Annotated in this window: 23 protein-coding genes; 12 read left to right on the forward strand and 11 right to left on the reverse strand. The window is 69.5% G+C overall.

Annotation, left to right across the window (positions count from 1 at the left end):
* Nucleotides 1–36 precede the first annotated feature (36 nt).
* A complete protein-coding gene (locus tag IFR14_RS18585; RefSeq protein ID WP_342365771.1) occupies nucleotides 37–732 on the forward strand; it encodes an NADPH-dependent F420 reductase in 696 nt (231 codons plus the stop codon).
* Nucleotides 733–807: 75 nt separating this feature from the next.
* Here the strand turns inward: IFR14_RS18585 and IFR14_RS18590 are convergent, their stop codons facing one another.
* Nucleotides 808–1,284 carry a GNAT family N-acetyltransferase gene (locus IFR14_RS18590; protein WP_191941903.1) on the reverse strand — a complete coding sequence of 159 codons (477 nt, stop codon included), beginning with the start codon at nucleotides 1,282–1,284 and terminating at the stop codon, nucleotides 808–810.
* Between the two features lie 46 nt (nucleotides 1,285–1,330).
* On the opposite strand from IFR14_RS18590, the gene IFR14_RS18595 reads away from it, so the two are divergent.
* Complete coding sequence (locus IFR14_RS18595; protein WP_191941904.1) at nucleotides 1,331–1,879, forward strand: hypothetical protein; 549 nt, start codon at nucleotides 1,331–1,333, stop codon at nucleotides 1,877–1,879.
* 36 nt (nucleotides 1,880–1,915) lie between these two features.
* Here the strand turns inward: IFR14_RS18595 and IFR14_RS18600 are convergent, their stop codons facing one another.
* Nucleotides 1,916–2,872 (reverse strand): alpha/beta fold hydrolase, encoded by a 957-nt coding sequence (locus IFR14_RS18600; RefSeq protein WP_191941905.1) that lies wholly within the window; start codon nucleotides 2,870–2,872, stop codon nucleotides 1,916–1,918.
* A 178-nt stretch (nucleotides 2,873–3,050) separates the two neighbouring features.
* Here IFR14_RS18600 and IFR14_RS18605 point away from each other — a divergent pair, with 178 nt between their 5' ends.
* Complete coding sequence (locus IFR14_RS18605; protein ID WP_191941906.1) at nucleotides 3,051–3,683, forward strand: hypothetical protein; 633 nt, start codon at nucleotides 3,051–3,053, stop codon at nucleotides 3,681–3,683.
* Nucleotides 3,684–3,714: 31 nt separating this feature from the next.
* Nucleotides 3,715–4,173 carry a hypothetical protein gene (locus tag IFR14_RS18610; protein ID WP_191941907.1) on the forward strand — a complete coding sequence of 153 codons (459 nt, stop codon included), beginning with the start codon at nucleotides 3,715–3,717 and terminating at the stop codon, nucleotides 4,171–4,173.
* A gap of 194 nt (nucleotides 4,174–4,367) precedes the next feature.
* Here IFR14_RS18610 and IFR14_RS18615 read toward each other — a convergent pair whose 3' ends face one another.
* Nucleotides 4,368–4,664: a helix-turn-helix domain-containing protein gene (locus IFR14_RS18615; RefSeq protein ID WP_191941908.1), complete on the reverse strand. Its 297-nt coding sequence runs from the start codon at nucleotides 4,662–4,664 to the stop codon at nucleotides 4,368–4,370.
* A gap of 111 nt (nucleotides 4,665–4,775) precedes the next feature.
* Between IFR14_RS18615 and map the strand changes: the two genes are divergently transcribed.
* The gene (gene map, locus IFR14_RS18620) at nucleotides 4,776–5,552 is read left to right on the forward strand and encodes a type I methionyl aminopeptidase (protein WP_079706538.1); all 777 of its coding nucleotides are present in this window, start codon (nucleotides 4,776–4,778) and stop codon (nucleotides 5,550–5,552) included.
* 61 nt (nucleotides 5,553–5,613) lie between these two features.
* Nucleotides 5,614–6,114: a hypothetical protein gene (locus IFR14_RS18625; protein ID WP_191941909.1), complete on the forward strand. Its 501-nt coding sequence runs from the start codon at nucleotides 5,614–5,616 to the stop codon at nucleotides 6,112–6,114.
* 3 nt (nucleotides 6,115–6,117) lie between these two features.
* On the opposite strand, the gene IFR14_RS18630 is transcribed toward IFR14_RS18625, so the two are convergent.
* Both IFR14_RS18630 and IFR14_RS18635 read right to left on the reverse strand, forming a co-directional pair.
* A complete protein-coding gene (locus tag IFR14_RS18630; protein ID WP_191941910.1) occupies nucleotides 6,118–6,870 on the reverse strand; it encodes an SDR family oxidoreductase in 753 nt (250 codons plus the stop codon).
* A 27-nt stretch (nucleotides 6,871–6,897) separates the two neighbouring features.
* Complete coding sequence (locus IFR14_RS18635; protein ID WP_191941911.1) at nucleotides 6,898–7,563, reverse strand: hypothetical protein; 666 nt, start codon at nucleotides 7,561–7,563, stop codon at nucleotides 6,898–6,900.
* Nucleotides 7,564–7,865: 302 nt separating this feature from the next.
* Here IFR14_RS18635 and IFR14_RS18640 point away from each other — a divergent pair, with 302 nt between their 5' ends.
* On the forward strand, nucleotides 7,866–8,111 hold the full coding sequence (locus IFR14_RS18640) for a hypothetical protein (RefSeq protein WP_191941912.1): 246 nt from the start codon (nucleotides 7,866–7,868) through the stop codon (nucleotides 8,109–8,111).
* Nucleotides 8,112–8,136: 25 nt separating this feature from the next.
* Here IFR14_RS18640 and IFR14_RS18645 read toward each other — a convergent pair whose 3' ends face one another.
* The 5 genes from IFR14_RS18645 to IFR14_RS18665 all read right to left on the reverse strand — a co-directional run bounded on the left by IFR14_RS18645 (nucleotide 8,137) and on the right by IFR14_RS18665 (nucleotide 13,016).
* Nucleotides 8,137–8,682, reverse strand: a complete 546-nt coding sequence (locus tag IFR14_RS18645) for a CPBP family intramembrane glutamic endopeptidase (protein WP_191941913.1) — start codon at nucleotides 8,680–8,682, stop codon at nucleotides 8,137–8,139.
* 51 nt (nucleotides 8,683–8,733) lie between these two features.
* The gene (locus IFR14_RS18650) at nucleotides 8,734–10,005 is read right to left on the reverse strand and encodes a GNAT family N-acetyltransferase (protein WP_191941914.1); all 1,272 of its coding nucleotides are present in this window, start codon (nucleotides 10,003–10,005) and stop codon (nucleotides 8,734–8,736) included.
* 497 nt (nucleotides 10,006–10,502) lie between these two features.
* The gene (locus IFR14_RS18655; RefSeq protein WP_191941915.1) at nucleotides 10,503–10,853 is read right to left on the reverse strand and encodes a cupin domain-containing protein; all 351 of its coding nucleotides are present in this window, start codon (nucleotides 10,851–10,853) and stop codon (nucleotides 10,503–10,505) included.
* Between the two features lie 57 nt (nucleotides 10,854–10,910).
* Nucleotides 10,911–11,363, reverse strand: a complete 453-nt coding sequence (locus IFR14_RS18660) for an Lrp/AsnC family transcriptional regulator (RefSeq protein ID WP_056013555.1) — start codon at nucleotides 11,361–11,363, stop codon at nucleotides 10,911–10,913.
* A gap of 195 nt (nucleotides 11,364–11,558) precedes the next feature.
* A complete protein-coding gene (locus IFR14_RS18665) occupies nucleotides 11,559–13,016 on the reverse strand; it encodes an aldehyde dehydrogenase family protein (RefSeq protein WP_191941916.1) in 1,458 nt (485 codons plus the stop codon).
* Between the two features lie 243 nt (nucleotides 13,017–13,259).
* Here IFR14_RS18665 and IFR14_RS18670 point away from each other — a divergent pair, with 243 nt between their 5' ends.
* The 3 genes from IFR14_RS18670 (at nucleotide 13,260) to IFR14_RS18680 (ending at nucleotide 17,760) form a co-directional block, all read left to right on the forward strand.
* Complete coding sequence (locus IFR14_RS18670) at nucleotides 13,260–14,735, forward strand: APC family permease (RefSeq protein ID WP_137244075.1); 1,476 nt, start codon at nucleotides 13,260–13,262, stop codon at nucleotides 14,733–14,735.
* 48 nt (nucleotides 14,736–14,783) lie between these two features.
* Nucleotides 14,784–16,217 carry an NAD(P)/FAD-dependent oxidoreductase gene (locus IFR14_RS18675; protein WP_191941917.1) on the forward strand — a complete coding sequence of 478 codons (1,434 nt, stop codon included), beginning with the start codon at nucleotides 14,784–14,786 and terminating at the stop codon, nucleotides 16,215–16,217.
* A gap of 163 nt (nucleotides 16,218–16,380) precedes the next feature.
* Nucleotides 16,381–17,760, forward strand: a complete 1,380-nt coding sequence (locus IFR14_RS18680; RefSeq protein ID WP_137244077.1) for an NAD-dependent succinate-semialdehyde dehydrogenase — start codon at nucleotides 16,381–16,383, stop codon at nucleotides 17,758–17,760.
* A 556-nt stretch (nucleotides 17,761–18,316) separates the two neighbouring features.
* Here the strand turns inward: IFR14_RS18680 and IFR14_RS18685 are convergent.
* Nucleotides 18,317–19,879: a PucR family transcriptional regulator gene (locus tag IFR14_RS18685; protein ID WP_191941918.1), complete on the reverse strand. Its 1,563-nt coding sequence runs from the start codon at nucleotides 19,877–19,879 to the stop codon at nucleotides 18,317–18,319.
* A gap of 62 nt (nucleotides 19,880–19,941) precedes the next feature.
* On the opposite strand from IFR14_RS18685, the gene IFR14_RS18690 reads away from it, so the two are divergent.
* Nucleotides 19,942–21,264 carry an aminotransferase class III-fold pyridoxal phosphate-dependent enzyme gene (locus IFR14_RS18690; protein ID WP_446728100.1) on the forward strand — a complete coding sequence of 441 codons (1,323 nt, stop codon included), beginning with the start codon at nucleotides 19,942–19,944 and terminating at the stop codon, nucleotides 21,262–21,264.
* A 109-nt stretch (nucleotides 21,265–21,373) separates the two neighbouring features.
* Complete coding sequence (locus IFR14_RS18695; RefSeq protein WP_191941920.1) at nucleotides 21,374–22,909, forward strand: CoA-acylating methylmalonate-semialdehyde dehydrogenase; 1,536 nt, start codon at nucleotides 21,374–21,376, stop codon at nucleotides 22,907–22,909.
* Nucleotides 22,910–23,041 lie beyond the last annotated feature (132 nt).

Raw genomic sequence — 23,041 nt, forward strand, 5'->3', positions numbered from 1 at the left:
AACAGCTCGACGACTACTGGTGAACGTCCGCTGAGAATCGGTCAGGCCCGGAATGCGACCACCGCACCGCCCGTTCCCCTGAACATGACAACCATCGGAATCATCGGTTCAGGAAACATCGGCTCTCAGCTCGCACGCCTCACGGTGGCGCAGGGTCACGACGTCATCGTGTCCAACTCGCGCGGACCGGAGACGCTCACCGACCTCGTCTCGGAGCTCGGCGAGCACGCCACCGCCGGCACCGCCCTCGACGCGGCCGAGCGTGGCGACATCGTGATCGTCACCATCCCGCTGCACGCGATCGACACCGTCCCCGTCGCACCGCTCGCGGGCAAGGTCGTCATCGACACGAACAACTACTACCCCGAGCGCGACGGCCACATCGCCGAGCTCGACGAGGAGACCACCACCACGGCCGAGATGCTGCAAGCGCACCTCCCGGAATCGAAGGTCGTGAAGGCGTTCAACCACATCTACGCCGCCGACCTCACCACCAAGGGCAAGCCGTCCGGCACCCCGAACCGCCGCGCCCTCGTCATCGCCGGTGACGACGCCGACGCGAAGGCCACGGTCGCCGCGCTCATCGACTCCTTCGGGTTCGAGCCCCTCGACATCGGCGCGCTCTCCGAGGGATGGCGCATCCAGCGCGACACCCCCGGCTACGGTCCGGACGTCGACGCCGACAAGCTGCGCGAACTCGTCGCCGAGGCCAAGCGCTACCGCGACATGTAAGTCACGCCGCATCGCGAATCGCCTCGAGTGGTCGTCCAGGAGGTCCTGGAGCGACCACTCGGGGCGATTCGTCGTTCAGCGGCCCGGTGGGTCGGCCCGCCACTCGAGGAGCAGCGGCGCTTCCTCGAACCCGGCGCGGCGGTAGACCGGCGCACCCGCGTCGTTCGAGCTGACGGAGACCCGGCCGATGTCGCGAGCGCGTGCGGCGTCGAGGAGCCCGTCGACGAGGCGACCGGCGATGCCGCGACCACGGAACTCCGGGCGGACGAAGACACTCTGCACGTCGCCCGTCAGCCGGCGGAGTGTCCCGATGTTGGGTACGCGGGAGAACACGACAAGCCAAGCCATCCCGACGAGCTGATCGTCGACCTCGGCGACCAGGCACACCCGGGAGTCGGGGTCGACCGCGATCCACGAGACGAGGTCATGTGCGAACAGCGCCCGTTCCCAGTCGGCGAGCGGGGCGGTGGGCGGCGACATCATGAGCTTCAGCTCGGCGAGCCCGGCGGCATCGGCCGACGTTGCAACGCGGATCACGGCCTCGGGTTCCATGGGTCGAGTGTCGCATGGGCTGGCGGGTCCTGCGTAGGCTGCCCGCATGTACCCGCGAAGCTCGCCCACCCCTGCGGTTCGACGCGCGCTTCGGGTCGCCATCGCTGTCGCGGCGATCGCGGCGCTCAGCTCGTGTGCGCAGACCAACGCCCCGGTCGACGTCGGTGGACCGGCCACCCGCGCCATCTGGAAGCACAAGGATCCGCTGATGAGAGCCCTGGCCGACGCGCATGCGATCGATCATGACGTGTTCCTCGCCGAGCTCCGCAGCACCGACGGCAGCTTCCCCAGCGTCTACTGGAATGGCGACGATGACCCGGCGTCGCTCGGGCTGGAGGACGGAGGAGCGGTCATCTACAACCTGGTCGACGCCGGAGACGAGGCCAGTTTCCAGGGGATCATCGTCACCGGCACCGAAGTCGACCCGGCCGTGTACACCTGCTTCCAGGCGACAGTGCGGTTCGAGCGAGGAGTGGTCGTCGGCTGGAGTTCCGACCACGAGGCGGGGCAACCCGACGAACACTGCGCGGCGGAGATCGTCAATGTCCTCAGCGAGGATGCGCAGGTGGCGCCGTTCTCGGCCTTTGACGGCTGATTGTCGGCCGCACGATGGGGCGGCCGTTCGACAGGCTCAGGGACCCAGCGCCGCGAAGCGGTCCAGGGCCGCACGGAGCACGGCGCTCTCTTCGGTGCCGCCGTGGCCCTCGGTCTCGACGATCGTCAGCTCACTCGCCAGCCAGAGCTGGTGGAGCCGCCAGGCGGTCACGGCCGGTCCGCTGATGTCTCGGCGGCCGTGCACCAGCGCGCCGGGGAGGTGCGCGATACGGTCCATCCGCGACAGCACCGCCCGGTCGCCAGTGAGGAAACCGTCGTGACTCCAGTAGTGGGTGACGAGCGTCGCGAACGCCTCGCGCACGATCGCGTCAGTGAACAGCTGACCGACGCGCTCCGGGTGGTCGAGCGACACGTGCGCACTCTCCCAGCGGTCCCAGGCGGTCGCGGCGTGTGTGCGGTCCGTCGCGTCGCCCTCTCGGAGGCGGCGCGCGTAGGCCTCGACGACCCGCTCACCCTCCCGCCGACCACTGTCACCCTCGAACCGCGCCCACTCTTCAGGGAACACACGGCCGACGCCCTCGGTGATCCAGTCGACCTCGTCACGACTCGTGGTCGTCACCGCGACGAGCGCCAGCGCGATCACCCGGTCGGGATGCTCCTGCGCATAGGCGAGCGCGAGGGTCGTTCCCCACGAGACCCCGGCCACGACCCAGCGCTCTACCCCCAGCGCCTCACGCACCTGCTCGATGTCGGCGATCAGACGCTGGGTCGTGTGCTCGTCGAGCTGGTCGCGGGCGTCCACGATGTTCGGGAGGCTGCGGCCACTTCCGCGCTGATCGATGCCGATGAGGCGGTACCGCGACAGATCGAAGTGCGAGCGATACCAGCCGGAGCCGAGCGACCCGCCGGGGCCGCCGTGCAGCCAGAGCGCTGGGACGCCGTCGGGGGTGCCGGACTCTTCGACGAAGATCGACGCGCCGCCCTCCACGTCGACGAAACCGGTGGTGTGCGGGTCGGCTTGCTCCTCGGTCATCCGTGCCACGCTACACAGCTCGGGTCCTGCGTGCAGGCGTTTCGACGGGCTCAGGGACCGGCAGGGGGCGCCGCCCTTCGACAAGCTCAGGGACCGGGGACAGTTGCGCGCCCTCCGACGGGCTCAGGGACCGGGGATCCGCGAAGCGGGAAAAAGCCCGTCCGTAGACTGGGCGCCCATGGGGGAAACGAACGCAGTCACGTCAGGGTCCAAGCAGGTGTGGATCGTCGCCGGAGCGCTCCTGGTCGGGTCGGTCCTGCTCGGCCCACTCGTCCAGATCGGGTCGTTCCTCGGCTCGACCGGTGGCATCCTCGCGACGTTCTTGTCCGTCTTCTCGATCGCCCTGTTCGCGATCGGCTCAGACCGTTCCAGCAGTGTGACCGCGAGGCGCCCGCTCGGCACCGGCGCCCTCATCACGCTCGGCGTCTGGATGACGATCAGCTCGTTCGTCCGCGGTCTGGCGACGATCCCGGCCGCCGTCGAGACGTTCCTCAGCTTCGGCTACATCGACCTGCTCATCCAGTTCGTGCTCGCGGCCATCGCGACAACGCAGATCGCGCGCGCCGGAACCGTGCCCCGCCCCTGGAACCTCGCGCCGCTGTGGGTCGTGGCGGTGACAGCAGCATCGTGGGTCGTCCAGCAGATCATCGTCGTGGCGGCGGGCTCGAACGTGTCCCTCTTCATCCCGATCATCGTCATCCTCGACGGGTGGGTCCGTGTCGTCGGCCCCGTCTTCCTCGGGATCGTCGCCATCGCCCTCGCCAGCCGCGAGTCGGCCGTCGCGACTGCCGTCCGGGAGCAGGAGTCGTAGGCTGTCGGGAATCGACATCGGGGGACGTCACATGCATCGACGCATCGCAGCAGGACTCATCGCACTCACACTCGCCGCGGGGCTGAGCGCCTGCACCGGCGGAGTGACGAGCTACGCGGACCTCGAGCGCGACCAGGCCGACAAGGATCGGCTCCCGGCGAGCACCACCGGAGCCGGCAGCGACGACCCGTTCACGATCGACGCCGACTCGACCCGACTCGTCGCCGTCCAGGGCGACACGGAGATCTTCCTCGCGTCGGCGACCGAGCAGGGTCAATCTCGGAACTGCATCATCGTGTTCGCTGAGACCCAGCCGTTCCGGGCCTGCGGCAGCGGTGACCGCGTCGGCATGAGCGACAGCGTCAACGAGTACACGGTGCTCTCCGACGCCGTCGTCGACACCGCGCTCGACCCCGCCGAGGACTGGACGAAGATCAGCGAGAACGTCTTCACCCGCCCGGTCCAACCGACGACGAGCGACACGCAGTAGGGATCGGACATAGACCCTTCGACAAGCTCAGGGACCGGCGTGGTGCGTCGAGAAGACGCGGCCGCGCGATTGCGCGCGCCCTTCGACAAGCTCAGGGACCGGCGCGGCACGTCGGGCGGATACGGCCGCGGGAGTGCGAGGGCCCTTCGACAGGCGGATCCTGAGCCTGTCGAAGGGCAGGGACCGGGAGCGAGCTAGGAGACGAGTCGCTCGCGCAGGCGCTCGCCGGACGGGGCAGTGTCGCGCCGAGCCGGGCTGATCGTCGCCCAGACCTGGTCGAGGGAGAGGCCGAGCACCTCTGCGATGGCGGCGATGGTCGAGAACGCCGGCGTGGCCACGCGGCCCGACTCGATCTTCCGCAGCGTCTCCGGCGAGAGGCCGGCATCGAGGGCGATGTCGAGCATCGAACGCTCACCACGGGCCTCGCGCAGGAGCGCACCGAGGCGCTGACCGCGTTCGACATCGGTGGGGGTGAGCGGGAGGCGGACCATGCGCCCAGTGTAGTACGGGATAGTTTGACCGGTATAGTTATTGGTCGAGCGCCGTTCGCGGCACGAACACCACCGCACCACGCACGCAGCACGCCGATGGAAGGGCCCCGCATGATCGAGATCTTCACCCCCACCGAGGTCGCGAAGGCGCGTCGCACCGGCGAGCTGGTCGCGAACATCCTTCACACGCTCAAGCACCGCGTGACGGTCGGCACGAACCTCCTCGAGATCGACCGCTGGGCCAAGGCGATGATCCTCGAGGCCGGCGCCGTCTCCTGCTACGTCGACTACGCCCCCTCCTTCGGTCGCGGACCCTTCGGCCACTACATCTGCACCGCCGTCAACGACGCCGTCCTCCACGGCCTCCCCCGCGACTACACGCTGGCCGACGGCGACCTTCTCACCCTCGACCTCGCCGTCCTCCTCGACGGCATCGCCGCAGACTCGGCCATCAGCTTCGTCGTCGGCACGGCGACCCCCGAGGACCTCGCGCTCATCGAGACCACCCAGGAGGCCCTCGCCGCCGGCATCGCCGCCGCCAAGCCGGGTGCGAAGATCGGCGACATCTCCTTCGCGATCGGCACCGTGCTGCGTGGCGCCGGCTACCCGGTCAACATGGAGTTCGGTGGCCACGGCATCGGCACGACGATGCACCAGGACCCGCACGTCTCGAACGACGGTCGCGCCGGCCGCGGCTACAAGCTGCGCCCGGGCCTGCTCCTCGCGATCGAGCCGTGGGTCATGGCCGACACCGACAAGCTCGTCACCGACGCCGACGGCTGGACCCTCCGCAGCGTGACCGGCAGCCGCACGGCCCACAGCGAGCACACCATCGCGATCACCGAGGACGGCGCTGAGATCATGACGCTGCCGACCGTCACGTTCTAAACGCCTGAAGGCCTGTCGAGCCCACTCGACCGGCCCGGCACACCGTGTTTAGGCTGGTGACATGACCGACGATCGCCGCACGGTCCTCCGGGGCCGGTACCTGAGCCTCGGACTCGGCGAGCTGTTCGCCGCCGTCGTGTTCATCTGGGTCGCGTTCGTCTCGGCGCTCCCGTTGCTCGAACAGCCGACCGATGCGCTGGCGTTCTGGTCTGCCCTCGTACCGCTGCTGGTGATCCTCGTGCAGGCCGGCGTCTACTGGTTGCTCGCCCGGCGGTGGGTCAAGCAGGGCACCATGCCTCCTGGGCTGGCCGCCACCTACCGCGGGTTCCGCGTGCTCGACGCGGTCCTACTGCTCGCCGGACTCGTCGGCATCATCGTCTGGTTCCCCGCCCACCCCTTCGCGGCCATCGGCATCCCATTCGTCTGGCTCTTGGGCGCCACCGAATACGTGAACTACTTCGTCGTCCGGCTCGCCTACCCACCGCCCGTGTGGTTCAAGCGGATCGGCGAGTGGCGTACGCCTCGACTCATGCAGGACGTCCGGGCGGCTCAGCGGAGCTGACGCTCAGCGAGCGGCGCTGAGCCCGTCGATCCACTGCGCGAAGGTCTGCACACCGCGCTGCGCATCTGGCCCGGCGAGGGTGGTGCCGTCGCGCATCGCCTTGCCGAAGCCGCCGGGCAGCGGGATCTGCACGACCGGGCCACGGATGCCCGTGGCGGCGGTGTAGGCCTTGACCATCGCGGTCATCCGAAGTTCCTCGGAGCCCGCGAGATCAGCCGGGCGCCCCTGCGGCTCGCCCTCGGCCAGCTCTACCAGGCGCTCGGCGACTTCGCGCGCGGCGACCGGTTGCGAGGTCATCGTGGGCACCATCGTGACCGGCCCGAAGCGGAACCGCTCGACCATCTGCTGCGCGAACTCGTGGAACTGCGTCGCGCGCAGGATCGTCCACGGGATGCGCCCGGTGCTGACGAGTTCCTCCTGCAGCGCCTTGCCCGCGTAGTAGCCGAAGGGTGCCTTGTCGCTTCCGACGATCGACAGCGCGACGTGGTGGGGCACGCCTGCGGCGCCCTCGGCCTCGAGCAGGTTGCGGGTGACCGCCCCGAAGAACTGGCGCGACTGCTGGGCAGACTGCGTGGCTGTCGACGTCACGTCGATGACGACGTCCGCGGCCTCCAACTGCTGGGCGAGCCCGGCTCCGGTGGCGAGGTCGACGCCGGTGGAACGCGACAGCACGACCACCCGGTGTCCGCGCTCCTGGGCCACCGCGACGACGTGTCGCCCGACCATCCCGCTGCCTCCTGCGACGACGATCTTCATGCGACACTCCCCTCTGCTCGACGGATGTCACTCTATCGGCGGGAGGAAGCAGCCGTTCTCGACCGTGATCCGCAGCACGTCGGCATCGGGTCGGAGCTCCCGTTCGAAGATGATGGCGTCGTCGCGGAGCTGCGTCGACAGCTCCAGCTCGCCGTACGAGGGCACGATGAGCTTCGACCGGAACTCGTCCGAGTCGGTCGCGAGTTCGAGCGGCGGGGCGTACCCGTTGATGAGGTCGACGAGCACGGCGCGACTCGTTCCGACCGGCAGCTCGACCTCGACGGCCATGCGTGCCAGCTTCGTGGCCCGACCGGACGGCGCCTGACTGCTGCAGGGCGCCTCCGAGGCCTGGGGCGAGAACGCGAACGGCTGCCCGCCCGTCGCCGTGTTGACCATCTGCCCAAGGAGGTCTGCAGCCACGGCGAACACCTCGTCTCGGGTGGGAAGTTCGTCGTCACGCTGAGGAGCGCTCGGGTCCATCGCCGGCGCCTCGGCCACCGGCGAAGCACGATCACCCCGCGGCTCACCGACCTGTCCCGTGCAGGAGACGATCAGCAGCGCGAACACACTCAGCTGAGCGATCACTGCGACGACGATCGCCATGATCGAGCGCCGCCCGAGCGACCTGGAACGGCGGCCTGGCGGCGCCTCCGCGCGCGCATCGGTGGTCATTTCGTCCGGGATCGTGTCCACGCCTACTCCTGTCTGGCCGTGTGTCGCGACGATGGCCGTCGCGATGCTGCAGCGACGGTATCGATCGGGAGCCGGTCGACGGCTCGACAGTTGGCGGGCATGACCCGGCGAGCGCGGATCGGGTGCCTGTGGAGCGGTGTCAAGCTTGTGCACCGTCGACGATGCCGCCTCGACGACTTGCAGGCACGTCTACCACGGTGTATAACAAATCTGCACTTCAAGATACAGATCCGGATCTGACCGATCAGCCGTCCCCGAAGCGCGTTTCCCGACCGAACCCGACCAGGAACCACCCGACCCCGATGACGACCCTGCAGCACCCCGCCACCACCGGCTCCATCCGCACCCCACGCCCGCAGCTCGCGGCACTTCCCCGCACCCTGCGCCGCAGCATCCCGGCCGAGCAACGCCAGCTGTGCCGCACCCTTGCCGCCACCATCGGTGGTTTCACCCTCCTGGCAGGCCTCGTCGGTGCGCTCATCACCGGCTGGATGATGCTGCTCGCCCTCCCGGCCGCGGCGATCCTCCTCGGCGCGACCACGCCCTGAGTCTCCTGACGGGCGTCAGATCACGTCACGCGGCGATGAGCCCGGCGGCGACGTTGCTGACGGCGTGGACCATGGCGCCGGGCACGAAGGTCCCGGTCTTGTGGCGGAGCCACCCGAGCAACCATCCGGCGGCGAACTGCACCGGGATGATCGGCCAGGTGCGGAGGTCGACGGCCAGGAGCAACAGATGCGGCACGACGAACAGCGCCGCCTGCAACAGGTTGCCCCACCAGAAGCCCAGCCGACGCATGAAGACGCCGCCGAGCAGTCCGCGGAACAGCACCTCCTCGCCCACCGCCCGCAGCACCACGCCGACGCCGACGCTCACCGAGGTGAGTCGAGCGACCGACACCCCGGGAGCCTCGAGGACCTCCGCCGGAATCGTGACGATCGCCAACCATCCCGCGAGCAGGAGCGGCACCAGCAGGGCTGCCGCCCAGCCAGAGGCCGAAGGAGCTCCCCAGACGGCCCCGAGTCGCTGTCGCGCGACAGTGAGGGAGCTTCCCGCTCGGCGCGACTGCACGATGAGGTAGATGACGGCCGGAACGCAGAACACGATGAACTCGACCATGGCCCGACCCTAGCGGCACCTCTCACGAAACGAGGTGCCCGACCCGATCTCTTAAAAGTGCGTCCGCAGGAATGGCGCCGGCTCCGACGCGAAGGCGAGGTCGAGCGCTCGGACCGCCTCCGAGGACCCGGTGATGAGCCCTGCTTCGGCGAGCGCCGACACGCGCGGGCCGCCGAGGAGGACGGCTGACAGCTCGTTGATGGTGAGGCGCACAGCGTCGTCGTCGTCGTCGGCCGACTCCGGCACGTCGCCGAGGCGTTCTGCGACCGCGGCACCGTGCTCGTCGATGCGGAGCGCGAACCGACCGCCGGCGAGACCGAGCGCGTCCTCGACGTCGAGCAGGTGCTCGCGACGCTCGGACGCCGCCGGGATGGTGAACCGGCGCGCACCGAGCACGGTCGGCACGTCGACGATGCGCAGCCAGAGCGCGTCGGCTCGCGCGGTGGTCTTGACGGCGCGGCGGTCGACAAGTCGCCACTGGATGGCTTCGACCGTCGGAGCCTGGTGGAAGGTGACCTTCGTGGTGAGGCTGATCCCGGTGAGGTGCCGCCAGAGCGCGTAGCGGGCCTCCGGGGTGGTGGCGACGAGGTCGTCGACGACGATCGTGCCCCACTCCTCGCCGACGCGGTAGAGCGCGTAACCCTGTGGTTCGCCGTCGGCGTCGTCGTAGCGGAGGGCGAGCGTGTCTCCCTCACCGTGGCTGAAGTGCCGGATGGTCACCTCACGGAGGGCCTGCTTCCACCACGCGACCCCGCGGTCGATGTCACCGGTGCTGCGGGAGCGCTCGAACAGCCCGGGTGCGACGGTGGCGAGCGAGCGCGGGTCGAGCGTGTGGACGCGGCCGGCGGGCGGCGCACCCCGCCAAGCGACGCGCTTGGGGTCGACCTCGTGCGTGAACTCCCAGGTCGCCGGGGCGAAGCCGTAGCGACCGTAGATGGTCGCCTCACTCGCGGTGAGCGCGACGACTGCGGCACCGGTGGCCTTCGCGTGGTGGAGTCGGTTCTCCATCAGTGATCGCGCGATACCGCGACGTTCGTGCGAGGTGGAGACGGTCACCTCGGTGATGGCCAGGGCGCGGACGGAGCCACCGGGGATCGACAGGGCGGTCGGGAAGGAACCGAGCGTGCCGACGGGGACGAGTGGTTCGGCCGCGGTGTCGTCGTAGACCCCGAGGATGGAGCTGCCGACGAGGAGCTGACGCCGCTCGGCACGCACCGCCACGTCGGTCTCGGGCTTCGAGAGGAAGCCGCGGGACGCTGCACCCCACCAGAGGTCGAGGGCGGCGTGGTCCGTGTGGTCGAGCTCGACGGTGCGCAGGTTCATGCGACAAGCCTATTGCGGCCGCGGTGACGGACCTCGGTCGGAAAACGAACCCCGGTCACTGAGCCTGTCGAAGTGCACACCGAGAACATCACCCGGCGAACAGAGGCCAGCCCGAGAACCCTTCGACAAGCTCAGGGACCGAAAGAAGGCAGCCGGTCGGAGAAGGAACCCCGGTCACTGAGCCTGTCGAAGTGCACACCGAGAACACCACCCGGCGAGCAGAGGCCAGCCCGAGAACCCTTCGACAAGCTCAGGGACCGAAAGAAGGCACCCGATCGGAGAACCCACCCCGGTCACTGAGCCTGTCGAAGTGCACACCGAGAACACCGCCCCGAGAGAGGAGGTCACCCCGGAGCCCTTCGACAAGCTCAGGGACCGGATGAGGCTGAGCTCAGGGACCGGAGTGGCAGGAACGCAGGAGATCGGCGCGAGAGCAGGACGGGCGGGCGCGAAGCGTCCTGCTGTCGGGCGGATGTCCTGCTGCCGCGCCGGGCGGGTCAGGCGATGTAGACCTTGCGGAGGGTCTCGCGGACCGTCCAGGTGGTGCGGGCGCCGGCGGTGAGCCGGCCGATGGAGCCGGCGCGGAGCTCCAGCGACGGGGTGCCGTCGGCGAAGTCGACCGTCGCCTCACCGGAGAGGACCACGAACACCTCGTCGATCTCGGTGTCCTGCACGACACCGACACCCAACTCCCAGACGCCCACCTCAGTGTCACCGACGGCCGTGAGGGACAGGATCCCGCTCCGCGGCGACCCCGAGACCACGTCCGCTGGCGCGAGCGGGTTGTCGGCGAGCGCCACCTCGGCACCCTGAAGCACCGTGTTGGGAGCGAGCAGGTGGTCGGTCATGAGGTACCTCTCTGAGCAGGACGAAGACGAGGGGGCGGGTCGGCGCGGCCCGACGACCTACCCGACGCCCCAGCCGTAGGCGAGCTTGTGGGCTTCGAGGACGAAGAAGGTCTCGGTCGATCGCACGCCGGGCGTCGGCTGCAGGGTGTCGAGGAGGAAGGTCTTGTAGTGGTCCATGTCGCGGCACACGGCCTCGACCATCACGTCGAAGCCGCCGCTCGTGAGCACCACGTAACTCGTCTCCGCGTGCTTCGACAGCTCCTGGCACACCCCACGCGCCATCCCCGGCTCGCAGCGGATGCCGATGAGCGCCAGGTGGTCGAAGCCGATCGACAGCGGGTTCGCGATGCCGACGATCTGCAGGATCCCGGTGTCCTCGAGTCGCTGGATCCGGTAGCGGACGGACGACGCCGGCAGCCCGGTCTCGGTGGCGATCTCGGAGAACGCCTTCCGTCCGTCCTGCTGCAGGATCGCGATCAGCCGACGGTCGATGTCGTCAAGGTCGTTCATGTGGCTCCTCCGGCAGCGGGCGGATGGTCATCTGGCAAGCGTAGCGAGGGAAGCCGTGCGGCCCGGGTGCGGTGTCCGCCCCACCCGAGCCACGAGCCCCGGCCGGCCGACCGACCGACCCGAACACGGGCGGTCGACCGGGGCGACGCCGATCGAGCGGACCGAGGGAGGTCGCTGATCGGCGGATCGGTCCGACTAGCGGACGTGGATCGCGCCCGTCCGGAGGTCGGTCATGTCGTGCAGCGTGTACATGCCGCCGATCCGACCCCAGCCGGTGCCCTTGCCGCCCGCGCCACCGAAGGGCATGTTGATGTCCCACCAGCCGTTGGAGTCGTTGACGATGACCTGACCGGTCTCGAGCTCCTCCATGAAGCGGTAGGCCTTCGACAGGCTCTCGGTGAACACCGCGGACTGCAGGCCGAGCGCGTCGGCGTTGGCGATGCGGAGGATGTCGTCGTCGTCCTGCGCCGTGAGGATGGGGAGGACCGGACCGAACGACTCCTCGCGCGACAGCAGGCTGTCCTCGGAGACGCCGTCGACGATCGTGAAGTCGTAGTAGAGGTCCGTCGGGTGGCCGGTGGCACGACCGCCGCCGAGCAGGATGTCGAAGCCGAGCGCGCGGGCCTCGTCGAGGTGGCGGTCCATCTTCGCGGCGACGCCCTCGTTGTTGAGCGGGCCGAGGTTGATCCCCTCGTCGAAGGGGTTGCCGAGTCGCACGGTGGCTTTCGCGTAGGCGAGGGCGGCCTCGACGAAGGCGTCGTGGACGTTGTGGTGGACGATGAGCCGCTCGGTCGCGCAGCAGACCTGCCCGCCGCTGTAGAACGCGGAGTCGACGGCGGCCTTCGCGGCGCGTTCGATGTTCGCGTCCTCGAGGACGACGATCGGGCCGTTGCCGGAGCACTCCATGAGCGAGCGCTTGAGGCCCGCGGTGCGGACGATCTTCGCCCCGGTGGCGGACGAACCGATGAAGCCGATCGCGTCGATGCCGTCGTGGGAGACGAGCTCGGAACCGAACGCGCCGTCGCCGGGGAGGACGCTGACGAGCCCGGCCGGGACGCCCGCCTCGACGAGGCAGTCCATCGCCGCGAGGACCGCGAGGGGCGTGTTGCTCGGCGGCTTGACGATGCAGGCGTTACCGGTCGCGAGGCCCGGGGCGACGAACTCGCTGAACATGAGGAGCGGGAAGTTCCAGGGCGTGATGATGCCCCAGACGCCGACCGGCGCGCGCCAGGTGAACATGCGCTTGTCGATGTCGCTCGACGGCAGCGTCTCGCCGTAGAGGCGGAGGGCGTCCTCGGCGTGGAGGTGGAAGAGCTGCGCGGCCTCGGCGATGTCGGCGATCGACTCGGCGAGCGGCTTGCCCTGCTCCAGCGTCTGCAGGCGGGCGAGCTCTTCCACGCGGGCGCTGATCGCGTCGCCGACCCGGTGACAGATCTCCGCGCGCTTGAACACGCCGAGCTTCCGCCACTCCCGCTGCGCCTCGTGCGCACGTCGCACCGCCTCGTCGAGTTCGGCGGTGCCGGCCACGGGGATCGACGCGATGACGTCACCGGTGACGGGGCTGATCACCTCCGAGCGCTCCGAGCTGGATCCGTCGGTGAACTCGCCGGCGATGAAGAGCTGGGTGCGAGTGGGTGTCGGCAACGTGGTCATTCCGGACCTCCTGGTGTCGTGGCTGGGCCGACGACGCCGAACAGCGTCGTGCGGATGTCGTCGGGAGAATGTGGGATCAGCCTAGGACCTTGCGATTCCTCGAACAAGCAGTATTGTTTCGTCAAAGTTACGATTACAACAACGAGACCGACGCGATCTTGTCGTCACAACAATTCTTCGGCACATTGAGTGCACCAGCAGCGAGACAGCGACGTCCCGTCCCCCACGAATCGAGAAGAGCCCATGTCGACCGAACACGTCACCAGCACCGACGAGACCACGCACCTGCCGAAACGGATGCGCTGGTTCGACGGCTTCGCCATGGCGATGACCATGCCAGCCGCGCTCATCGCCACCCTCGGCGCCTCCATCACCGGCCTCGGCGGCTGGGGGGCCGCCGTCCTGTGGGCGATCTCCATGATCCTCGCCATGGGCGTCAACTGGATCTACACCGAGCTCGCCACCATGTTCCCGAACTCCTCCGGCGGCATCGCGCACTACGCGGCCGAAGCGTGGAAGTCGCGTGCACCCTGGGTCGCACCGATCACGGGCGTCGGCTACTGGCTCCCCTGGGGCACCAACCTCGCCACCTACGGCGCGGTGACCGGTGCGCTCATCCAGGCGCAGTGGTTCCCGAACGAGGACTGGGTGATCCAGCTCGGCCCGATCTCCATCACCTTCCCGATCCTCATCGGACTCGGCGTCATCGGCGTGATGTACCTCATCAACGTCATCGGCGTCCGCGTCACGATGGCGTTCGTCTACATCACGGCCGGCATCCTGCTCATCCCCCTGTTCGTGTTCATCGTCTTCCCGCTCTTCAGCGCCGACTGGGCACCGCTCGACCTCACCTGGAAGCTCGAGGGCATCGAGGGCCTGCACACCGCGATCGTCTGGCTGTACATCATGGCGTGGACCACCTTCGGCATCGAGGTCTGCGCGACCTTCGCCCCGGAGTACCGCGACTCGGTGAAGGACACGACCAAGGCGATCAAGGCCTCCGTCCTCTTCTGCCTCGGCGTCTTCTTCGTCATCCCGCTGACCCTCGGCGGCTACGCGGGTGAAGCGGCGATCGCCGACAACCCGGCGACCTTCTTCGTCGCGAGCTTCGCCTCGCTCGTCGGTGGCGCTGCGGACGTCATGGTGCTCTGCCTCATCGCCTCGCTGCTGCTCATCATGACCACCTCGGTGGCCGACGCCTCGCGCGTGCTGTTCAACATGGGCAAGGAGCGCGTCACCGTCCCGTCCCTCGGCGTGCTCAACCGTCGCGGGGTGCCGTTCCGCTCGCTCAACGTGATGCTCGTCATGAACGTCGTGATCCTGGTGGTGCTGCAGAACCCGCTCGCGATCATCGTGACCGGCAACCTCGGCTACATCCTCACGCACTTCTTCGCGGTCTCCGGCTTCTTCCTGCTGCGCAAGGACCGCCCCGACGCCGTCCGCCCGATCCGCCTGCCGCGCTTCTTCGTGCCGCTGTCGGTCGTGCTGTCGGTGCTCCTCGCGATCATCCTCATCGTCGGTGCCACCGGGTTCTCCACCACGGGCTACGGCGGGTTCCTGGAGCTCGGCATCGCGCTCGGACTGCTCGCACTGGGCGTCGTGATCTGGCTGTTCGTGCAGCGGAGCACCAAGCGCGACGCGGGCCTCGGGAGCGGCGGGGCATCCGCCGGAACCCCACGTGCCGAGACCGAACGCACCGACGCCGCCCGCACCGACTGACCGCGCACCACGCGACCGCACCGAACCACGCACCACAGGGGACCCACCATGAGAACCACCTACGAACTGGCCGAAGAGCTCGCCGACACCGCACGCCTGCGGGAACAGCTGGCCTCGGCCGAACCGGAGCCGTACTGGCTCGACGACCCGGCACGGCCCGCCCCGCTCCCCCGCCTCGAGGCGGACGTCGAGACGGACCTGGCGATCGTCGGTGGTGGGTACTCGGGCCTGTGGACGGCGCTGCTCGCGAAGGAGCGCGACCCGGACCGCCGGGTCGTGCTCCTCGAGGGCCGGCGCATCGCGTGGGCCGCGTCCGGTCGCAACGGCGGGTTCTGCGAGCCGAGCCTCACCCACGGATCCTCGAACGGCAAGAGTCGCCTGCCGCACGAGTTCGACCGCTTGGAGGAGCTGGGACGCGAGAACCTGCGCGAGATCGGCGAGACCATCGCCCGGTACGACATGGACTGCGACTGGGAGGAGACGGGCCTGCTGCAGGCGGCGACGGCCCCACACCACGTCGACTGGCTGCGGGAGAGTGCCGAGGAGCACGGCGCCCGGTTCCTCGACCGCGAGGCGATGCAGGCGGAGGTCCACTCGCCGATCTTCCAGGCCGGCCTGTTCGAGCCCACCGGAGCGGCGCTCGTCAACCCGGCCAAGCTGGCGTGGGAGCTGCGACGCGTCTGCCTCGACCTGGGTGTGGAGATCCACGAGTACACGCACGTCCGCTCGATCCGGTCGGACGCGACGTCGGTCACCCTGACGACGACGCACGGTTCGGTCGTCGCGAAGCACGTCGCCCTCGGCACCAACGTCTTCAAGGCACTCATCCCGAGCGCCCGGAAGTACACGGTGCCGGTCTACGACTACGCACTCATGACGAACCCGCTCTCCGCCGAACAGCTCGAGAGCCTGGGTTGGAAGGGCCGGCAGGGCATCTCCGACCTCGACAACCGGTTCCACTACTCGCGGCTCACGACCGACGCGAACGGGTCGACCCGCATCCTCTACGGCGGCTACGACGCGGTGTACAACTACGGCGGGCGCGTCGAGCCGCGGTTCGACCAGCGTGAGGAGTCCTTCCTCAAGCTCGCCGCCCACTTCGCCCACACCTACCCGCAGCTCGCCGACCTCGGCTTCTCCCACAAGTGGGGCGGGGCGATCGACACCTGCGGGCGGTTCTTCTCCTTCTTCGAGACCGCGCACGGCGGCAAGGTCGCGCACGCCGCCGGGTTCACCGGCCTCGGTGTCGGCGCGACGCGGTACGGCGCGAACGTCATGCTGGACCTCCTCGCCGGCACGCCGACCGAGCGCACGACGATGGACTTCGTCCAGAAGAAGCCGACGCCGTTCCCGCCCGACCCGCTCGCGTTCATCGGCGCGCGCATCTCGCTGTCGGAGATGGCCCGGGCCGACCGCAACGAGGGCAAGCGCGGGCTCTGGCTCCGCACGATGGACGCCGTCGGGCTTGGCTTCGACTCCTGAGCCGGGTTTCGACGCAGGAGCCGCAGTCCAACCCATGACAGGCGGAGCCTGGTTCGATACGGTGCAGGTGGTGGTCCCGCTCACGTCGAACCCGCACAGCTCGCATCGGCCGGCAACGGACACCGCACCGCACCAGCAGCACCTCAGACAAAGGAGCACACCAGTGAGCGACTACGCCGTCGTCAACCCCGCGACCGGAGAGACTCTCCGCGACTACCCGACGATCACGGACGAGGAGCTGCAGCAGGCGATCACCGCCGCGTCCGCCGCCCACGAGGAGTGGTCGCGTCGCGCTCCCGTCGCCGACCGCGCCGCGCTCATCGCCCGCGTCGCCGCCCTCCACACGGAGCGCCGTGAGCAGCTGGCCGAGATCGCCGTCCGCGAGATGGGCAAGACGTACGAGCAAGCGCTCGGCGAGGTCGACTTCGCCGCCGCGATCTACCAGTACTACGCCGACAACGGCGAGGCCTTCTCCGCCGACGAGCCGATCGAGCTGTCCGACGGCACCGGCTCCGCGTTCATCCGTCGCGCGTCGCTCGGCGTGCTGCTCGGCATCATGCCGTGGAACTTCCCGTATTACCAGGTGGCGCGGTTCGTCGGCCCGAACGTCGTCAACGGCAACACGATCCTCCTCAAGCACGCACCGCAGTGCCCCGAGTCGGCGCTGGCGATCGCGCAGATCTTCGACGACGCCGAAGCCGAACTCGGCGCCCACGACTCCGTGTACGTGAACATCTTCGCGACGAACGACCAGATCGCGACGGTCATCGCCGACCCGCGCGTGCAGGGCGTCTCGGTCACCGGTTCGGAACGCGCCGGTTCCGCCGTCGCCGAGCTGGCCGGCAAGCACCTCAAGAAGGTCGTGCTCGAGCTCGGCGGGTCCGACCCGTTCATCCTGCTGTCGACCGACGACCTCGACGCCGCCGTCCAGGACGCCGTCAACGCCCGCATCGACAACAACGGCCAGTCTTGCAACGCCGCCAAGCGGTTCATCATCATCGACGAGCTGTTCGACGACTTCGCCGCGAAGTTCACCGAGGTCTTCACCGCGAACGCGCCGGCCGACCCGATGGCGGAGAGCACGCAGCTCGGCCCGCTGTCGTCGGCCGCCGCGACCGAGCGACTCGGCGAGCAGCTCGGCCGCGCGAAGGCGCAGGGCGCGACGATCCTGGCATCGGGCGAGCCGGATGGGAACTTCTTCCCGCCGGCCGTCCTCACCGACGTGACGCCTGAGATGGACGCGTTCCACGAGGAGTTCTTCGGACCCGTCGCGTCGCTCTACCGGGTCGCGTCCGAGGAGGAGGCCGTGCGCCTCGCGAACGACACCCCGTTCGGCCTCGGCTCGTACGTGTACACGACCGACCAGGAGCAGGCGCTGCGGGTCGCGGACGGGATCGACGCCGGCATGGTGTGGATCAACCTCGTCCTCGGCGACGCGGCAGAGCTGCCCTTCGGCGGCGTGAAGCGCTCCGGCACCGGCCGCGAGATGGGCAAGCCCGCCATGGACGAGTTCGTCAACAAGAAGCTCATCCGCATCGCGTAGGTGTCGCGGCCCCGGTCACTGAGCTCGCGCCACCGGTCGCTGACGCCCCATCCGGCCACTGAGCTTGTCGAAGTGCGGTCCCGCCCCATGTCGACCGCCCTTCGACAAGCTCAGGGACCGGGATGGTGTGCGCGCGAGGACCGGGACACGGTGCACCCGCTCACCGCGCTCCTCACCCGCGGAACGCTTTCCGGTCACTGAGCTTGTCGAAGTGCGGTCCCGTCGTGCGGTCGCTGCCCTTCGACAAGCTCAGGGACCGAGAGGGGTGCGACTCAGGGACCGGACCGGGATGGTGCGGCTCGGGGACCTGGACGGCAGGGTGCGACTTGGGGACCGGAACCCCGTTGGGGTTCGTCTGCAAGCGGCGGTCACCCCGAGCCGAGCACCTTCTCCGCTCCCTGAGCCTGTCGAAGGGCCCACGGAGGCACCTCGACAGGCTCGGTGACCGGGGTTGGGCTCGGTGACCGGGGTTGGGCTCGGTGACCGGGGTGGGCTCGGTGACCGGGGTTGGGCTCGGTGACCGGGATGGGCTCGGTGACCTGGGCCCGAAGGACCTTCAGCCGTCGGTGAGCTGGAGGGCGCTCCACAGCTCGGCGCGGTCGCCGAAGCGCGAGAGGTCGAGGTCGAGCAGCGACTCGAGCGTGGTGATGCGCGCGCGGAGGGTCTGCCGGTGGATCCCGAGGCGGCCAGCAGCCTGATCGGTGACGCAGTTCGCCTCCAACCACGCCCGGGCCGTCTCCACGTGGACCGCCCGAGCCTCGGCTCCGAGCCCGCCCAACGGCTCCAGCAGCCGATTCGCCAACACCGATCCGCCCGACGCACTCAGCAACCCGAGCAACCCCTGCTCGGCGAGTGCCTCGTACCGCACGAGTCGCGGCGTCTCCCCGGCCGACGCGCGCGCCCGCTCGGCCTCGGACAGCCCGTCCCGCAACCCCTCCCAGCTCGTCCTCGCCGACACCCCGCCGGACAGCCCGTGGCGGCCGACGACGGCGTCCCAGAGTCCGGTGTCCGCGTCGCTCGACACGATGACGATCCGCTCGTCCTGCTCGGCGAAGAACAGCTTGCCGCCGTGCGCCGCGGCCTGCACGTCGAGCTCCGAGAGGAAGCCCAGCTCACCCTCGGGGATGTCGACCACGGCGACCCGGATCGGGTCGGGCGGCAGCGGCCCCCAGAGCCGCTGGGCGGTGCGCTCGGCGACAGCGCGGTCCCCGGAGAGCAGCAGCTCGAGGAGCCCGGAGCGCAGCTGTCGGCGTGCGAGGTCGAGGGCGCTGTGCTGCTCGAGGGCGATGCTCGCGAGGCCGATGACGCTGGAGACGAGGTCGTGCTCGGCGTGGTCGAGCGGCACGCTGGAGCCGACGGCGAGGATGCCCCGCAGCTCACCCCGGCGACCGAGCGTCAGCAGCGTCGCACCCTCGGCTCCGTCCGCGAGGTGCAGGCCGGCCCGCGACCCGCGGCGCAACACCTCCGCGACGGCGGCCTCCACACCCTCCGGCACCGGCTCGCGCGTCCTCGTCGTGACCCGGTTGCCGAGGGCGTCGTACAGCGCGACCCAGCAGCCGAGCTGCTGCCCCAGCTCCGCGAGGATCGCGGTCAGGCCGTCGGGTCGGAGCGCCGCCCTCGCGACCGCACGCTGGGCGGCGAGCGACCACTCGAGCGATGCCACGCGCGCGGCCGCGACCGCGTCGGCGACGAACCGGATGATGCCGATGAACGGGGTCCGCTCGCCAACCTCGAGCAGGGTGAACCCGTGACGCCCGCACGCGTCGACGAGACGCTGCGGGATGTCGGCGTGGATGATCCCGGTGGCGAACCCCAGCGCGAGCACGCCCCGGGCGGAGAGGCGACGGACGTACTCGTCGGCGCGACGGTCGGCGAGCTCGTCGCTCATCTCGCCGGTGAACTGCATGCCGTCGGTGAGGAGCAGCTGGCCCGGCTCCAACCAGGGCGTCGGGTCGCCGAGGTCCGAGCTGTGCACCCAGGCGATGTCGCGATCGAGGACGTCGGCGTCACCCGCGACGACGAGGCCGAGCTTGAAGACCGGCTCCGCCATGAGCGTGCGCAGGGACACGTTCGAGGACGCACGGCCGACCTCGCCAGCGATCACTGAAGTGGTGGACATGTGCCGAAGCTATCACCGATCCCGCCATGTACATCGGCCGCGTCGCTTGTCAGGCTGCAGGGGTGATCAATGACTTCCTCTCCGGCCTCGACAACGCCGGCGTCCGCGACGCCGACACCCAGCGCGTCCTGCACTCCTGGTCCGCCCAGAGCACGCTCAAGCCACTCCCCATCGCGGGTGGGCTCGGCAGTACCGTGTGGGACCACGACGGACGCCACTACCTCGACTTCTCCAGCCAGCTCGTCAACGTGAACCTCGGGTACCAGCACCCGAAGGTGGTCGCGGCGATCCAGGAGCAGGCGGCGCAGCTCACCACGATCGCGCCCGCTGCGGCGAACGCGACCCGTGCCGAGGCGGCTCGTCTCATCCTCGACCGCGCCCCCGAGGGCTTCGAGAAGGTCTTCTTCACCAACGGCGGCGCCGACGCGAACGAGAACGCGATCCGCATGGCGCGCATCGCCACCGGCCGCGACAAGGTCATCTCGACCTACCGCTCGTACCACGGCAACACGGGCGCGGCCATCGTCGCGACGGGCGACTGGCGCCGCATCCCCAACGAGTACGCCCGCGGCCACGTGCACGTGTTCGGCCCGTACCTCTACCGCACCGAGTTCTGGGCGACGACGCCGGAGGAGGAGTCGGAGCGCGCCCTCCGCCACCTCGAGCGCACCGTCCAGGCGGAAGGCCCCGGCTCGATCGCCGCGATCCTCCTCGAGACCGTGCCAGGCACCGCCGGCATCCTGACCCCGCCGCCCGGCTACCTCGCGGGTGTCCGCGCGATCGCCGACCGCTACGGCATCATACTCATCCTCGACGAGGTCATGGCCGGCTTCGCCCGCACCGGCGAGTGGTTCGCGTTCGACGCGTTCGACGTGCGCCCCGACCTCATCACCTTCGCGAAGGGCGTCAACTCCGGTTACGTGCCGCTCGGTGGCGTCATCGTCTCCGAGCACATCGCCCGCGTCTTCGACGAGCAGGTGTTCCCCGGTGGGCTCACGTACTCCGGCCACCCGCTCGCCGCCGCGAGTGTCGTCGCGACGCTCACCGCGATGGCCGAGGAGGGTGTCGTCGAACACGCCAAGGCGATCGGCGCCGACCACATCGGGCCCGCGCTCCGCTCCCTCGCCGAGCGTCACGAGCTCATCGGCGAGGTCCGTGGCAGCGGCGTCTTCTGGGCGGTCGAGCTCGTCGAGGACCGCGACACCCGCGCACCGCTCGATGCGGCGTCGATGGGTCGGTTCAAGTCGTCCCTGCTCGAGGCCGGCCTCCTGCCGTTCATCAGCGAGAACCGCATCCACGTCGTCCCGCCCGCCGTCGTGACCGCCGACGAGGTCGCCTCGGGCATCGCGATCATCGACGCCGCCCTCGGGGAGCTGCGCGCGTGAGCGGCGACCCGGACTCGTTCTGGGACTCGGTGTCGGGACTCCCGGCACCCGTCCCGGCACGACCAGCACCCAGCACCCCTGCACCCCACGACGCCCAGGAGCCCCCCGCATGACCACCACCGCCACGAGCACCACCCCCACCACCGACGCCGGTTCGCTGCCGGTCGTCCCGCACTGGATCGACGGAGCCGAGGCCCCGTCCACCTCGGGTCGGACCGCCCCGGTCTACGACCCCGCGCTCGGTGTCGCGACGAAGCACGTCGCGCTCGCGAACCAGTCGGAGATCGACCGCGCCGTCGCATCCGCTGCCGCGGCCTTCCCCGCTTGGCGCGACCTGCCGCTCGCGAAGCGTCAGCAGATCGTGTTCAAGTTCCGTGAGCTGCTCGAGGCGAAGAAGGGTGAGCTGGCGGAGATCATCACCGCGGAGCACGGCAAGGTCGTCTCCGACGCGCTCGGTGAGATCACGCGCGGGCAGGAGGTCGTGGAGTTCGCGACCGGCCTCGCACACCACCTCAAGGGCGAGTTCTCCGAGCAGGTCTCGACCGGTGTCGACGTGTACTCCACGAAGCAGCCGCTCGGGGTCGTTGGGATCATCTCGCCGTTCAACTTCCCCGCGATGGTGCCGATGTGGTTCTTCCCGATCGCGATCGCGGCCGGGAACACGGTCGTGCTGAAGCCGAGTGAGAAGGACCCGTCCGCGGCGATCTGGCTCGCGAAGCTCTGGAAGGAAGCAGGCCTCCCCGACGGGGTGTTCACGGTGTTGAACGGTGACAAGGAGGCCGTCGACGGGCTCCTCACCCACCCCGACGTCCGCGCGATCTCCTTCGTGGGTTCCACCCCGATCGCGAAGTACGTGTACGAGACCGGCACCGCACACGGCAAGCGCGTCCAGGCGCTGGGCGGGGCGAAGAACCACATGCTCGTGCTGCCCGACGCCGACCTCGACCTCGTCGCCGACTCCGCGATCAACGCCGGTTTCGGTTCCGCCGGTGAGCGGTGCATGGCGATCTCGGTCGTCGTCGCCGTGGAGCCCGTCGCGGACGAACTCATCGCGAAGATCGCCGAACGCGCAGCGACCCTGCGGATCGGTGACGGACGCCGGAACTGCGACATGGGCCCGCTCGTGACGAAGGTGCACCGCGACAAGGTCGCGTCCTACCTCGACATCGCCGAGCAGGACGGCGCCACGATCGTCGTCGACGGCCGCAACACCCCCATCGACGGCGACCCGAACGGGTTCTGGCTCGGCCCGACCCTCATCGACAACGTCCCGACGACGTCGAAGGTGTACACGGAGGAGATCTTCGGCCCCGTCCTCGCCGTCGTCCGCGTGCAGTCCTACGAAGCGGGTGTCGCGCTCATCAACGGTGGTGCGTTCGGCAACGGGACCGCGATCTTCACCAACGACGGCGGTGCCGCCCGACGGTTCCAGAACGAGATCCAGGTCGGCATGATCGGCATCAACGTGCCCATCCCCGTCCCGGTCGCGACGTTCTCCTTCGGCGGGTGGAAGGACTCCCTGTTCGGCGACACCAAGGCCCACGGCGCCGAGGGCGTCCGCTTCTTCACCCAGCAGAAGGCCATCACCTCCCGCTGGCTCGACCCCTCCCACGGCGGCATCAACCTCGGCTTCCCCCAGAACTGAGGTTCGCGCGGCGGGGGCTGGCCCTTCGACAAGCTCAGGGACCGGCGGGTGGTGTTGGTCCCTGAGCCTGTCGAAGGGCGGTCCCTGGTCCCGCCCTTGCCACGGGTCGGACTCAGCCGCGACAATGGCCCC

It is taken from the genome of Plantibacter sp. CFBP 8775 (genome assembly GCF_014839505.1).
GTDB classification, from domain to species: domain Bacteria; phylum Actinomycetota; class Actinomycetes; order Actinomycetales; family Microbacteriaceae; genus Plantibacter; species Plantibacter auratus.